This window comes from Microbacterium sp. SORGH_AS_0862, from assembly GCF_030818795.1.
In the GTDB taxonomy this organism is placed as follows: Bacteria; Actinomycetota; Actinomycetes; order Actinomycetales; family Microbacteriaceae; genus Microbacterium.
The window spans coordinates 2,122,241-2,135,274 of sequence record NZ_JAUTAY010000001.1; the positions used below are offsets into that span (position 1 = coordinate 2,122,241).

Annotated in this window: 11 protein-coding genes and 1 tRNA gene; 10 read left to right on the plus strand and 2 right to left on the minus strand. The window is 70.1% G+C overall.

Annotated features, from left to right (window positions below; genetic code table 11):
- Positions 1 to 6 precede the first annotated feature (6 nt).
- Positions 7 to 1,518, plus strand: coding sequence for an L-arabinose isomerase (gene araA / locus QE377_RS10310; RefSeq protein ID WP_307322659.1), 1,512 nt, complete (start codon positions 7 to 9; stop codon positions 1,516 to 1,518).
- A complete protein-coding gene (locus tag QE377_RS10315; RefSeq protein ID WP_307322662.1) occupies positions 1,518 to 2,462 on the plus strand; it encodes an aldose 1-epimerase family protein in 945 nt (314 codons plus the stop codon). The genes araA and QE377_RS10315 overlap by 1 nt, the downstream gene beginning before the upstream one ends.
- 158 nt (positions 2,463 to 2,620) lie before the next feature.
- On the opposite strand, the gene QE377_RS10320 is transcribed toward QE377_RS10315, so the two are convergent.
- A complete protein-coding gene (locus QE377_RS10320) occupies positions 2,621 to 2,818 on the minus strand; it encodes a hypothetical protein (protein WP_307322664.1) in 198 nt (65 codons plus the stop codon).
- A 115-nt stretch (positions 2,819 to 2,933) separates the two neighbouring features.
- On the opposite strand from QE377_RS10320, the gene QE377_RS10325 reads away from it, so the two are divergent.
- From QE377_RS10325 to QE377_RS10350, 6 genes are all read left to right on the plus strand, one after another.
- Positions 2,934 to 3,362, plus strand: coding sequence for a YdeI/OmpD-associated family protein (locus tag QE377_RS10325; RefSeq protein WP_307322668.1), 429 nt, complete (start codon positions 2,934 to 2,936; stop codon positions 3,360 to 3,362).
- Between the two features lie 74 nt (positions 3,363 to 3,436).
- Complete coding sequence (locus QE377_RS10330; protein WP_307322671.1) at positions 3,437 to 4,126, plus strand: asparagine synthase; 690 nt, start codon at positions 3,437 to 3,439, stop codon at positions 4,124 to 4,126.
- A gap of 77 nt (positions 4,127 to 4,203) precedes the next feature.
- Positions 4,204 to 4,276: transfer RNA gene (locus tag QE377_RS10335), tRNA-Arg, on the plus strand.
- 244 nt (positions 4,277 to 4,520) lie between these two features.
- Positions 4,521 to 6,938 (plus strand): FdhF/YdeP family oxidoreductase, encoded by a 2,418-nt coding sequence (locus QE377_RS10340; RefSeq protein ID WP_307322673.1) that lies wholly within the window; start codon positions 4,521 to 4,523, stop codon positions 6,936 to 6,938.
- Between the two features lie 7 nt (positions 6,939 to 6,945).
- Complete coding sequence (gene fdhD / locus QE377_RS10345) at positions 6,946 to 7,809, plus strand: formate dehydrogenase accessory sulfurtransferase FdhD (protein ID WP_307322675.1); 864 nt, start codon at positions 6,946 to 6,948, stop codon at positions 7,807 to 7,809.
- A gap of 39 nt (positions 7,810 to 7,848) precedes the next feature.
- Complete coding sequence (locus tag QE377_RS10350; protein ID WP_307322677.1) at positions 7,849 to 9,246, plus strand: L-serine ammonia-lyase; 1,398 nt, start codon at positions 7,849 to 7,851, stop codon at positions 9,244 to 9,246.
- 8 nt (positions 9,247 to 9,254) lie between these two features.
- On the opposite strand, the gene QE377_RS10355 is transcribed toward QE377_RS10350, so the two are convergent.
- Positions 9,255 to 9,689 carry a MarR family winged helix-turn-helix transcriptional regulator gene (locus QE377_RS10355; RefSeq protein ID WP_234074534.1) on the minus strand — a complete coding sequence of 145 codons (435 nt, stop codon included), beginning with the start codon at positions 9,687 to 9,689 and terminating at the stop codon, positions 9,255 to 9,257.
- 39 nt (positions 9,690 to 9,728) lie between these two features.
- On the opposite strand from QE377_RS10355, the gene QE377_RS10360 reads away from it, so the two are divergent.
- Positions 9,729 to 11,549 (plus strand): DUF2207 domain-containing protein, encoded by a 1,821-nt coding sequence (locus QE377_RS10360; RefSeq protein ID WP_307322684.1) that lies wholly within the window; start codon positions 9,729 to 9,731, stop codon positions 11,547 to 11,549.
- A gap of 71 nt (positions 11,550 to 11,620) precedes the next feature.
- Positions 11,621 to 12,907 carry a nitrate/nitrite transporter gene (locus QE377_RS10365; RefSeq protein ID WP_307322687.1) on the plus strand — a complete coding sequence of 429 codons (1,287 nt, stop codon included), beginning with the start codon at positions 11,621 to 11,623 and terminating at the stop codon, positions 12,905 to 12,907.
- Positions 12,908 to 13,034 lie beyond the last annotated feature (127 nt).

Here is a 13,034-nt window from a genome sequence, read left to right on the forward strand (position 1 = left end):
ATATCCATGCCTCGCACACCCTTGTCCAGCTCCCTCGACGGCTACGAGGTCTGGTTCGTCACCGGCAGCCAGAACCTCTACGGCGAAGAGACGCTCAAGCAGGTCGCTGAACAGTCCCAGGCCGTCGTCGCGGGTTTGGGCGAGCTTCCCGTGAAGGTCGTCTGGAAGCCTGTGCTCAAGGACGCCGACTCGATCCGTCGGATGGCGCTGGAGATCAACAGCCGCGATGACGTCATCGGCGTCATCGCGTGGATGCACACCTTCAGCCCCGCCAAGATGTGGATCTCGGGCCTCGACGCCCTCCAGAAGCCGCTGCTGCACCTGCACACGCAGGCCAACGTCGAGCTGCCGTGGGCCGACATCGACTTCGACTTCATGAACCTCAACCAGGCCGCCCACGGCGACCGCGAGTTCGGCTACATCCAGACGCGGCTGGGCGTTGCGCGCAAGACGGTGGTCGGACACGTGTCGAACCCGGTCGTCCGCCAGCAGATCGAGGACTGGGAGCGCGCCGCTGCCGGCTGGGCCGCGGTGCGCACGTTGAAGCTGGCCCGCTTCGGCGACAACATGCGCTACGTCGCCGTCACCGAGGGTGACAAGACCGAGGCGGAGCTGCGCTTCGGCGTTCAGGTGAACACCTGGGGCGTCAACGAGCTGGCGGATGCGGTCGCCGCCGCATCCGAGTCCGACATCGACGCGCTCGTGGCCGAGTACGAGGAACTGTACGACGTCGTCGACGAGCTGCGCGTGGGAGGCGAGCGGCACCAGTCCCTGCGCGACGGAGCCGCGATCGAGCTCGGCCTGCGCTCGTTCCTCGAGGAGGGGGGCTTCGGCGCCTTCACGACGAGCTTCGAAGATCTCGGCGCCCTGAAGCAGCTCCCCGGCCTGGCCGTCCAGCGCCTCATGGCCGAGGGCTATGGCTTCGGCGCCGAGGGCGACTGGAAGACGGCGATCCTCGTGCGTGTGGCAAACGTCATGGGTGCAGGTCTGCCCGGCGGCGCGAGCCTGATGGAGGACTACACCTACGACCTCGTGGCAGGTGACGAGAAGATCCTCGGCGCGCACATGCTCGAAGTCGCCCCGTCGCTGACCACCGCCAAGCCGCGGTTGGAGATCCATCCGCTCGGCATCGGCGGCAAGGAAGACCCGGTGCGCCTGGTCTTCACCGCCGACCCCGGCTCTGCCGTCGTCGTCGCCATGAGCGACATGCGCGACCGGTTCCGTCTGGTGGCCAACGTGGTCGAGAACGTGTCCGCGCCGGAGCTGCCGAAGCTGCCCGTGGGTCGTGCCGTGTGGAAGCCCGCTCCCGACTTCGCGACCTCGGCCGCTTGCTGGCTCGCGGCGGGAGCCGCCCACCACACGGTGATGTCGACCGCGGTCGGCATCGAGGTGTTCCGGGACTTCGCCGAGATTGCGAAGACCGAGCTGGTGGTCATCGACGAGGCGACCACGGTGCGTGACTTCCAGCGGGAGCTCCGCTGGAACCAGGCGTACTACCGCCTCGCGCAGGGCCTGTGATGACGGGCTCGGTGCCGCTGTCGGGAACCCAGCACCTGCTGCGGTCGGGTGATGTGGAGGCGTGCATCGCGAGCGTCGGTGCGTCGCTGCGCACCCTCACGCACGCCGGGCGCGACCTCGTCGTCCCCTTCGGGGCGGACGAGGTCCGTCCCGCCTACCGAGGGGCGACCCTTGCCCCGTGGCCCAACCGGGTCGTGGACGGCCGCTACGCCTTCGGGGGCGAGGACTACCGTCTCGCCCTGACCGAGCCCGCCCGCGGCCACGCGCTGCACGGACTCGCGGCATGGCTCGACTACACGGCGATCGACAAGGGCCCGGATCACGTCACCCTGTCCGCGGTGGTCGAGGCGCAGGACGGATACCCGTGGCGCGTCCGCGTCGAGACGCGTTTCGCGTTGGATGCGGAGGGCCTGACGCAGACGGTGACCGCGTTCAACGAGTCCGACACGGCGGCCCCGTACGGTACGGGCCCGCATCCGTATCTCGTGGCAGGTGATGGACTCGTCGACGACTGGACCTTCGAGCTGCCCGCCGCCGAGGTCCTGCACGTCACGGAGGATCGGCTGGCGCCGACCGAGCTGCGCGCGGCCGAGGCGGACGACTCGTCGCGGTTCGACTACCGCACCGCACGACGGATCGGTGCGGCCGAGATCGACCACGCCTACACCGGACTCATCCGCGACGCGGATGGCCTGGCGACGGTTCGCGTGACGGATGCGGATGGCCGCGGCGTCGCGATGACGTGGGATGCGGCGTGCCCCTGGGTCCAGGTGCACACGGCCGACCGCCCCGGGCTCTCGGGGCACCGCGTGGGGCTCGCGATCGAGCCCATGACCTGCGCGCCGGACGCGTTCAACGCGGACCGGTACCCCTACGACGCCGGCCTGCAGGTTCTCGAGCCCGGGGGGTCGCTCTCGGCGAGCTGGACCATCCGCGCCATCTGACCCGCATCCTTCCGCTTCCAAGACACGTTCGCCTGTCACAGATCGCGCCTCCGGCGTCGATCTGTGACAGGCGAACGTGTCTTGTGGGGGATGCGGAAGGCCCCGGAGAGGAAGGGATCCTTCTCCGGGGCCTTCGATGACAGGGCGCGCGCCGGTCGTCAGCTGTCGCGCAGGTTCTCCTTGACCTCGTTGCGATGCTCGACCGACTCCTTCTCGGCCTCGGCCTTCTTGACGTTGGCGTCCGCCTTCGCCTCGTCGATCTTGTCGCCGATGCGGTCCGTGGTGTCGTCCCACTTGTCCTTGAGCTTGCGACCAGCGGTCTCCGCGGTCTCCTTCGCATCATCGATGAAACCCATGATGTGCTCCCTTCGTCGAGGTGTGCCGACAGGCTAATCCGGGGACCCTGCGGGATCAGCGGGGTTGCACGAGTTCGCCCTGGTTGCTAGCGCACGGCGGGTGCATACTCGCTTCATGCGGTTCGAGACGACCATGTCGCAGTTCGGTAGCAACACGGGCATCGAGATCCCCGCGGACGTCATCGAGGAGCTCGGCGGCGGCCGTCGCCCCGCGCTGGTGGTGACCGTCAACGGCTACACATATCGCTCGACCGTCGGGGCGATGGGGGGCAAGCGCCTGATCCCGTTCAGCGCGGACAAGCGGCGCGAGACGGGCATCGGCGGTGGCGATGCCATCGACGTCGACGTCGAGCTCGACACCGCTCCGCGCACGGTGGAGGTGCCGGAGGACCTCGCCGAGGCGCTGGCATCCGTGGGGCTCCGCCCCGCCTTCGACGCATTGTCGCCCAGCGCGCAGAAGGCCCACGTCACCGCGGTGACGGGCGCCAAGGCGGCAGAGACGCGGCAACGCCGTGTCGATCGAGTGGTCGAGTCCTTGCGCTGAGGCCACGGGGTTTTCTCCTCTCTCCACCCGTGAGTCACCGAGGCCCCTCCGATAGAATCGGGGGAGGGGGTGCTGTGGCATCACGAGCGGACGAACCGACGGAACACAAGGGACTCGGAGCCCTGTGGGCCGCCCGCGCGTCGCGCCCGAAACTCGCCGACGTCGTCGCCGAGGGCGTCTACATCGCCGCGGCCGCCACACGCTTGTCGCTGAAGAACCACATCCTCGTCGACATCCTCTCCGCGGGAGAAGGTTTCGACGCCGACCGGTTCGTTCCCGACGCGAAGGACGCGCTGCTGAAGCTCGCCGAGGAGGCCGAGGCGGACGCCGAGCGCGCGGAGAGGGAGCGCAAGCTGGCGCGCGGCCGCTTCAGCGACTCCGGCGGCACGCATGACTATCGCAGTCGCGACGTGCGCAACCTCCGGCGCAGACGAAAGCAGTCCCTGCGCATCGCGGAGGAGCTCCGCGAGCGCGCGGAGGACCTCGACGGGCTCCGCGAGCTGGTCGAGGCGGCGCGCGAGGCGGCGTGGGCCGAGGTCGCGCGCAACATCGACAGCTCGCTGCGGATCGAGGCGGCCCGTCCCGACCTCGAGCCGGGGTACGACAAGATGCGGCAGGCGCGGATGCAGAGCCTGCGCCTCGTCGACCTCCCTCGTCTCGCCGCGCATCGACGCAGGTTGAACGCGAAGGGCGAGGACGCGGCACCCGCGGTGTCCGCCGCGAGCGAGCGGCGCGGCGGAATCGACCTCAGCGAGCTCGAGTAGCCGCCTCGATTCGCGGCCGGGCCGGTTGTGTTGTAGTCTCTCCTAGTGCCCGCGCGCAGGAATGCGACGGGAAACATGCGCCCGTAGCTCAATGGATAGAGCATCTGACTACGGATCAGAAGGTTAGGGGTTCGAGTCCCTTCGGGCGCACACTGTGTTGAGACAGTACGACACCGGCTTCCGCTTCTGCGGGGCCGGTGTTCGTTTCTCCGATGAGCGAGCACGGAGGACGAGCACTCTTCAGGAGAACGCCACTCCGCAGGACGAATCTCCCCTGGATCGTCCTGCCGGAGGGATGTCCCCTGACGAAGAAGCGGCTGAGGCGCGGTGAGTGCCGCCCCCGTCCCGCCGCGAGCTCGACACGCGCGGCTGCGCTTGGGCGTACTCTGGCGACATGCCGATGAAGCCGCCGACGGCCAATATCGATGAGACCCGCGTGCACGTGTCGCGACCGAAGAAGGTCGCGGTGGGCGTGCCGGCCGTGCTCCACGCGCTCCAGATCGCGAACGAGCAGATGGGCCTCAAACGATCCGCCGAGACCCTCCTCCGCGTCAATCAGAAGGACGGTTTCGACTGTCCCGGCTGCGCGTGGCCGGAGGAGGACAAGCGCCACGTCGCGGAGTTCTGCGAGAACGGCGCCAAGGCCGTCGCGGAAGAGGCGACCGTGCGCCGCGTCGGGCCGGAGTTCTTCGCTGCGCACTCGATCGAGGACCTGCGCGAGGGCGACGACTGGTGGCTCGGCCAGCAGGGGCGATTGACGCATCCGATGGTGCTCGACGAGGGCGCAACGCACTACCGACCGATCTCGTGGGATGCAGCGCTCGAGATGATCGCGGACGAGCTGAGGTCACTGTCGCACCCCGACGAGGCGGTGTTCTACACATCGGGTCGCACCTCGAACGAGGCGGCGTTCCTGTACCAGCTGCTCGTGCGCGGTCTCGGCACCAACAACCTCCCCGACTGCTCGAACATGTGCCACGAGTCGAGCGGCTCGGCGCTGACCGAGACGATCGGCATCGGCAAGGGCACCGTCTCGATCGAGGACATCCACGAGGCGGACCTGCTGATCGTGGCAGGTCAGAACCCCGGCACCAACCATCCGCGCATGCTGTCCGCCCTCGAGAAGGCCAAACAGCGCGGAGCGCGCATCATCGCGGTGAACCCGCTGCCCGAGGCGGGGCTCATGCGGTTCGAGAATCCGCAGACCCCGCGCGGTGTCGCTTTCGGCGGCACGAAGCTCGCCGACCGCTTCGTGCAGATCCGCTCCGGCGGCGATCAGGCTCTCTTCCACGCGATCGGCAAGCATCTGCTCGAGGCGCAGGACCGTGACGGCGACGTGCTGGACACGGCCTTCATCAGCGCCCACACGAGCGGGTTCGAGTCGTACCGCCGGCAGATGGCGGATGCGGAGTGGGCCCAGTTGGAGGAGGCCACCGGCCTCGGCGAGCAGGAGCTGCGGGCGATCGGCGACGAGGTGCGCGCCTCGAAGGCGACGATCGTGTGCTGGGCGATGGGGCTCACGCAGCACAAGCACTCCGTGCCCACCCTCCGCGACGTCGTGAACGTGCTGCTGCTCCAGGGCAACATCGGCCGTCCCGGCGCCGGCGTCTGCCCCGTGCGCGGCCACTCGAACGTGCAGGGCGACCGCACGGTCGGCATTTACGAGAAGCCGGCGGATGCGTTCCTCGACGCTCTCGATCGGGAGTTCTCGTTCGCGGCGCCCCGCGCTCACGGCTTCGACACGGTCGCGGCCATCCGTGCGATGCGCGACGGCAAGGTGCGCTTCTTCATGGGGATGGGCGGCAACTTCGTGTCGGCGACCCCCGACACCGCGGTCGTCGAGGCGGGTATGGCTCGCGTGGGCCTCACGGTGCACGTGTCGACCAAACTCAACCGCTCCCACGTCATCACCGGCCGGCGTGCCCTCATCCTCCCGACGCTCGGGCGCACGGACCGCGACCGTCGCGGCGGCCGGGAGCAGCGCGTCACAGTGGAGGATTCGATGGGTGCCGTGCACGCCTCGCGTGGTCGGCTCGCCCCGCCCTCGGACGACATGCTCAGCGAGGTCGCGATCATCGCGCGGCTGTGCGCGCTCGTCTTCGGCGGCGGATCCTCGCCCCAGGACGCGCCGGCATCCCATGACGGTGACCACGAACGCACCCTCCCCGAGCACGGGACGGTGGAGTCGGAGAGTCCGGATGCGGCCGGCCTCCACGACCCGGCCAACGTGCCGCGGGCGGACTGGGTCGCTCTCGAGGCGGACTACGCCCTCATCCGCTCGCACATCGAGCGGGTGATCCCCGGCTTCGAGGACTACGAGAGCCGCATCCAGAAGGGACGCACCTTCTTCCTGCCGAACGGTCCGCGCGACGAGCGCCGGTTCGCGACGATCGACGGGAAGGCGCGTTTCACCGTCAACCCGCTCGAGTACCCGCACATCCCCGCCGGGCGCCTGCTGCTGCAGACGCTGCGCTCACACGATCAGTACAACACCACCGTCTACGGCAAGGATGACCGGTACCGCGGGATCCACGGCGGTCGCCGCGTCGTGCTCGTGAACGCCGAAGACATCCGCGAGCTCGGCTTCGTCGACGGGGAGATCGTCGACCTCGTCTCCGAGTGGACGGATGCGGACGGCGGGATGGAGGAGCGTCGCGCCGAGAGCTTCCGCATCGTCTCCTACGACACGCCCCGTCAGAACGCGGCCGCCTATTACCCCGAGACGAACGTGCTCGTGCCCCTGGAGTCGGTCGCCGACGTGAGCGGGACGCCGACCTCGAAGGCGGTCATCGTGCGCCTCGAGCACCGCTGAGCACGGCATGGGACGACTCACCGATCGCACGCCGGTCACGCGTATCGCCTTCACCGACGAGGGCGTCTCGACGCGCCGTCGCGCGGACACGGTCGTCGTGGAGGAGCCGCTGGAGGTGCGCGTGGGCGGGGAGCCGCTCGTCGTGACCATGCGTACCCCGGGTCACGATCTGGAGCTGGCCGCCGGCTTCCTGACGGGGGAGGGCGTCATCGCCTCGGGCTCCGATGTCCGCAGCGCGATCCACTGCGGGGGGCCGGGAAGCACCCCCGTCGGTGCACCCCAGAGCGAGAACACCTACAACGTGCTCGACATGGCCCTCGCGCCCGGCCGCGAGGTCCCGGCCAAGGACGCGGCCCGCAACTTCTACACGACGAGTTCCTGCGGTGTCTGTGGAGCCGCATCCATCGAGCAGATCACCAAGGTGTCGCGTTTCGAGCTGGCCGCCGACGAAAGCCGCGCCCCCGCGCGGTGGCTCGCATCGCTCCCCGACGCATTGCGCAGCGGTCAGGCGCTGTTCGAGAAGACCGGCGGACTTCACGCGGCGGCGCTCTTCGACATCGCGACGGGCGAGCTGCTCGTCCTGCGTGAGGATGTCGGGCGCCACAACGCGGTCGACAAGGTGATCGGCTGGGCTCTGCTCGCCGACCGCCTTCCGCTGACAGGCACGGTGCTGCAGGTGTCGGGGCGTGCCAGCTTCGAGCTCGTGCAGAAGGCGATCATGGCGGGCATCCCCATGCTGGCCGCGGTCTCGGCGCCCTCCTCGCTCGCTGTGGAGCTGGCGTCGTCGACGCATCTCACGCTCGTGGGGTTCTCACGCGGGACGTCGCTGAACGTCTACGCGCACCCCGAGCGGGTCGCCGTCGAGGAGTGATCCCGCAGCATTCGGACGAGCAGAGCGTAGGCTGACGGGGTGAGCGCATACGTCTCGGCGTTCGAGTTGTTCTCCATCGGCGTCGGACCCTCGAGCTCCCACACCGTCGGGCCGATGCGCGCCGCCGGAGTCTTCGCCCGCCGACTCGCGGATGCGGGACTGCTCGAGCGTGTGCATCGCGTGCGGTGCGAGCTGTTCGGCTCCCTGGGCGCGACGGGCATCGGACACGGCACCCCCGATGCGGTCGTCGCGGGGCTGGCGGGCCACCGCCCCGACACGGTGGATCCGGACCTCGTGCGCGGCGCCTGGTCCGCGATCGGTGACGACGCGACGCTCGTGCTCGACGGCATCCATCCGATCCGCTTCCAGAAGACCGACATCGTGCTCTCGCCCCGCGTCCGTCGTCCGGAGCACCCCAACGCCCTCACGCTGACGGCCTGGGACGCGGCGGGGGAGCCGGTTGCGAGTGAGACCTACTTCTCGGTCGGCGGCGGGTTCATCCGCCGCGACGGCGAGGCGGCAGACACCCCTGCGGCGGTGCCTCACCCGTACGCCAGCGCCGCCCAGTTGCTGGCGCTCTGCGCCGAGACCGGCCTCTCCATCGCGGAGATCGCCCGCCGCAACGAGGAGGCCTGGCGCAGCGAGGACGAGGTGCGCAGCGGACTCGACGCGATCTGGGACGCGATGAGCGCCTGCATCGCGGCCGGGCTCGCCCACGACGGTGTGCTTCCCGGTCAGCTCGGCGTGAAGCGTCGCGCAGGTTCGCTGCGCGCGCAGCTCGAGGGCGCCCAGGCGATCGGCCACCGTGAGCTTCCCGGCGAGTGGCTCGGAGCCTTCGCGCTCGCCGTCAACGAGGAGAACGCCGCGGGCGGTCGGGTGGTCACGGCCCCCACGAACGGGGCCGCCGGCATCCTTCCCGCCGTCGCCATGTACTGGTGGCGGTTCCTCGCGGATGCGGGCGTCGGCCTCGACCGGGCGATCGCCGACGACGAGCGCCCCCGCGGTATCCGACGGTTCCTGCTGACGGCCACCGCGCTCGGGTCCTTGTTCAAAGCGAACGCCTCGATCTCGGGAGCCGAGGGCGGATGCCAGGCGGAGGTCGGCTCGGCCTGCGCGATGGCGGCGGGCGGTCTCACGGCCGTCATGGGCGGCACCCCTGCGCAGATCGAGAACGCGGCCGAGATCGCGATGGAACACCATCTGGGTCTCACCTGCGATCCCGTCGGCGGGCTCGTGCAGATCCCGTGCATCGAACGCAACGCGATCGCCGCCGCCACGGCGGTCACCGCCGCCCGGCTCGCGCTGCGCGGCGACGGCTCGCACTACGTCTCGCTCGACACGGTCGTCGAGACGATGCGTCAGACGGGCATCGACATGTCGACGAAGTACAAGGAGACGAGCGAGGGCGGTCTCGCCGTCAACGTCATCGAGTGCTGAGCGTGAGCTCAGTCCCGGCGGGGGCGGAGCTTCTGCGTGAGATCCAGCAGGGTGCGCAGCTCGTCGTCGTCGAGGGTCGACATGTGCTCGGCGATCGATCGGCTGTGCACGGCCGCGATGGAGCGGAACAGGCGCGCACCCGTGTCGGTCGCCCGGACGATGGCGCCGCGGCCGTCGTCCGGGTCCGTGCACTTGGACAGCAGCCCGCGTGCGACCATCCGATCGACCAGACGCGAGACGCTGGGCTGGCTGATGAGCATGTTGCGCGTCACGTCGCGCAGCCGCGCCGACATGTCGGGCGCGCGGGTGACGGTCAGGAGCACGTCGTACTCGCCCTGCTGCAGGCCGCTCTGCTCGAAGTCGGCACCCACCTCCGCGAAGATCTCGTGCTGGGCCCGGAACAGGCTCTCCCAGGCATCGATGGCCAGACGGCGGTCGCTCATGCCCGATAGCGTACGCTGTGCCCGGCATAGGCTGGTGCCATGATCGCCGGGGCAATCACGCGCGTCATCGCCGCCGCATCCGCTCTCGCTCTCGCTCTCGCAGTGACGGGTTTCGCCGTCGCGCCGCAGGCGCCCGCGTCCCCGGAGCCCGCGATGGTCGTCCCGGCAGGAGTCGACGACTTCACGTTCCGCAGCCTCGACGTCGACTACACACTGACCCGTGCGGACGACGGCACCTCCCGGCTGCACGTCGTCGAGCGTTTCGTCGCCGAGTTCCCCGAGACCGATCAGAACCACGGCATGCGCCGCACCATCCCCGACACCTACAACGGTCAGCCGCTGCGGCCCGAGCTCGTCTCCGTCACCGACGAGACCGGCGCGCCGCGAGATGCCGAGGTCGACAGCGACGACGGGACGTGGAGCGTGACGTCGCGCGCGGACGGGTTCGTGCACGGCGCACAGACCTACGTCTTCACCTACGACCTGAGCAACGTCGCCTGGTACTTCCCGAAGACGGGAACCGAGGAGTTCTACTGGGACGTGAACGGCGTCGACTGGGGGCAGGCTTTCGGCTCCGTCTCCGCGACGCTTCACGTCGATCCCGCGCTCGCTGCCTCCCTCACCGGCGCGGCCGCCTGCTACGTGGGTGCGCAAGGGGACACGACGACCTGCCCGATCACTCTCGACACGGATGCGGCCGCCGCATCCGTGTCGGTGGCGAACGTCGCCTCGCGCCAGACCGTCACGCTGTCGGTGGGGTTCGAGCCGGGCACCTTCGTGATGTTCGACGGCAGCTACTTCGCCTCCGGCTGGGGTTGGGCCCAGAGCGGATCGTTCCTGGCTCTCCTGGGTGCGTTCGCGTGGGCCATCGTCGTCCGGCGGCGAGTGCTGCGCGACTCTCCCGGCCGCGGCGTCGTCATCGCTGAGTACGAGCCTCCCGCAGCCGTCACGCCCCTGACGGCTGCAGTGTTGTTGTCGAAGCCCTCGAAGGCCGCGCCCGCAGCGCTGCTGGAGCTCGCCGTGCGGGGCGCGATCCGGATCGAAGAGGTGCCGGGCGGATCCCGGGCGCGGCCGAAGCTGCGGGCCGTGCTGGTGGACCCGTCTCGCGCCCGCCAGGACGGCGCGGAGTTCATCGAGGGGCTGTTCGGCGAGAACGCTCAGCCCGGGGCCGAGTACGCGTTCGGCGGCCGCAACACGGCGCTCGCTCAGGCCGCGGACGACATGCGCAGCTGGGCCGGTGCGGAACTGGTCGAGCGCGGCATCTACCGGACGGTGCGACGCGGGATTCGTCCTCCGGTCGTCTGGGCGTTGGCCGCCGCGGGGGTGGCGACCGTCGTCACGGGAGCGTTGGCCTTGTCCGCACAGGTGTATCCCGCCGTGCCCCTCACCGTGCTCATCGTCGCCGTGGTGGTCGGGCTTGTCGGGTTGCTGCTGCTCTCCCACCGTCCGCTGAGCCCTCAGGGTGCCGAGACCCGGGAACAGCTCGCGGGGCTCCAGCTCTTCATCAGCTGGGCGGAGGCCGACCGCATCCGCATGCTGCAGTCTCCCCAGACGGCCGAGCGGCGTCCGGTCGACGCGACGGATGCGGCGGCCGTCCTCGCGATCTACGAACCGCTGCTGCCCTACGCGGTGGTGTTCGGCCTCGAGAAGCAGTGGGCCGCTCAGCTGGCCGTCTACTACGAGAGCACCGGCGCGCCCCTCTGGTACGCCGGGGCGACCGCCTTCAACGTGAGCGCCTTCACGAGCGGTGTCAGCTCGCTCTCTGCCGCGGCCGTCTCCAGTTCGAGCAGTTCCGGCGGCTCGACCGGCGGCGGGTCCGCGGGCGGCGGCGGTGGGGGTGGCGGCGGAGGCGGCGTCTGAGCGCTCGGTAGAATGGGGTCGATGTCTTTCGCTCGCGGAGTGCGCCCCTTCCCGGCTGCCCCGCACCCGAAATGACCGACTACGGAGCCTCGACCGGCACGATCCGCGTCCCGGGCCCGGCTCGCGGGGCCCTGCCCTGGATCATCTGGGTCGTCGGCGCCTTCACCTACCTCGTCGCGATCGTGGGTCGCAGCTCGCTCGCGGGCCTCGGCACCGACATGGCGGTGCGGTTCGACGCCGGATCCAGCACGCTCGCCCTGTTCACCACGCTCCAGCTCGCGGTCTACGGCGCCATGCAGATCCCCGCGGGTCTGCTGCTGGATCGCTGGGGTTCCCGCGTCATCGGGACGGTCGGGATGCTGACGATGGCGGGCGGCTCGCTGTGGCTGGCGTTCGCCCCCGACGTGCCCTCGGCGATCCTGGCCCGCCTGTTGACCGGGGCCGGGGACGCGCTCATCTTCCCCAGCGTGTTGCGCCTCATCGCACTCTGGCTGCCCGCCAAGCGGGTGCCGGTGCTGCAGCAGATCACCGCGCAGTTCGGTCAGCTCGGCCAGGTGCTCAGCGTGGTGCTGCTCACCTCCCTCGCCCACGGCATCGGCTGGGAGAGTGCGTTCGCGGCCGTCGCCGGAGTCTTCGTCGTCTTCGCCGTCCTCGACGCGCTGATCATCCGCGAGCGGGGTCGGCCGGCGGCCGCCGACGGCAGGCCGCGCCCGCGTCAGCTCGCGCTCGTGATCGCGGCGCTGCGCGAGCCGGGCACGCGCCTCGGGTTCTGGATCCACTTCGTCACACCGTTCGCCGGTACGGCGTTCGCGCTGCTGTGGGGCATTCCGTTCCTCGTGGCGGGCGAGGGCCTGTCCCGTGATGCGGCCGCGGGTCTCGTGACCGTGTTCGTGCTGAGCGGCGCGGTGTTCGCCCCGCTGATGGGCATGCTCTCGGCTGCGCACCCCGGTCGCCGCGCGCTGGTCGCGCTGGGCTCCGTCGCCGCCCAGGCGGTGGCGCTGGCAGCCGTGCTGATCACCCCGGGTGAGGCCCCGCTGTGGCTGCTCGTGGTGTGGGTCGTCACCCTCTCCAGCGGCGGTGCCGCATCCATGATCGCCTTCGACGTGGTGCGCCGGGACAACCCGCTCTCACGGCTGTCGACCGCGACCGGCGTCGTCAACATGGGCGGCTTCATCGCGGCCCTCGTGCTCGTCTACGTGATCGGTGTCGTGCTCGACCTCCAGGGCGCCGATCCCGCCGCATACACGCGGGACCAGTTGCGGTTGGCCATGAGCGCGACGTTCGCGCTGTGGACCGTGGGCACTGTCGGGGTCGTCATCGAATCCCGCGCGCGTCGGCGCGCCCGCGGCGCGCGCTGACGGATCACGCGACGGGGCGGCGCAGCCAACGGTCAGCGCCTCGTGTTGTCTGTGCGTCGCCCGGTTACGGCGTCTGACACGACATTGCGAACTCCCGAGAGCGGGTGCTGCCGGCGCTCTAGCGTCG

Excerpts from the sequence above, each read along its gene's own strand:
- QE377_RS10355 (WP_234074534.1), bottom strand. The coding sequence starts at position 9,689 with ATGAGCGACCGCCGTCTGGCCATCGATGCCTGGGAGAGCCTGTTCCGG.
- QE377_RS10325 (WP_307322668.1), top strand. The coding sequence starts at position 2,934 with ATGCGGTTCGAGACGACCATGTCGCAGTTCGGTAGCAACACGGGCATC.
- QE377_RS10360 (WP_307322684.1), top strand. The coding sequence starts at position 9,729 with ATGATCGCCGGGGCAATCACGCGCGTCATCGCCGCCGCATCCGCTCTC.
- fdhD (WP_307322675.1), top strand. The coding sequence starts at position 6,946 with ATGGGACGACTCACCGATCGCACGCCGGTCACGCGTATCGCCTTCACC.
- araA (WP_307322659.1), top strand. The coding sequence starts at position 7 with ATGCCTCGCACACCCTTGTCCAGCTCCCTCGACGGCTACGAGGTCTGG.
- QE377_RS10320 (WP_307322664.1), bottom strand. The coding sequence starts at position 2,818 with ATGGGTTTCATCGATGATGCGAAGGAGACCGCGGAGACCGCTGGTCGC.
- QE377_RS10340 (WP_307322673.1), top strand. The coding sequence starts at position 4,521 with ATGCCGATGAAGCCGCCGACGGCCAATATCGATGAGACCCGCGTGCAC.
- QE377_RS10365 (WP_307322687.1), top strand. The coding sequence starts at position 11,621 with ATGACCGACTACGGAGCCTCGACCGGCACGATCCGCGTCCCGGGCCCG.
- QE377_RS10315 (WP_307322662.1), top strand. The coding sequence starts at position 1,518 with ATGACGGGCTCGGTGCCGCTGTCGGGAACCCAGCACCTGCTGCGGTCG.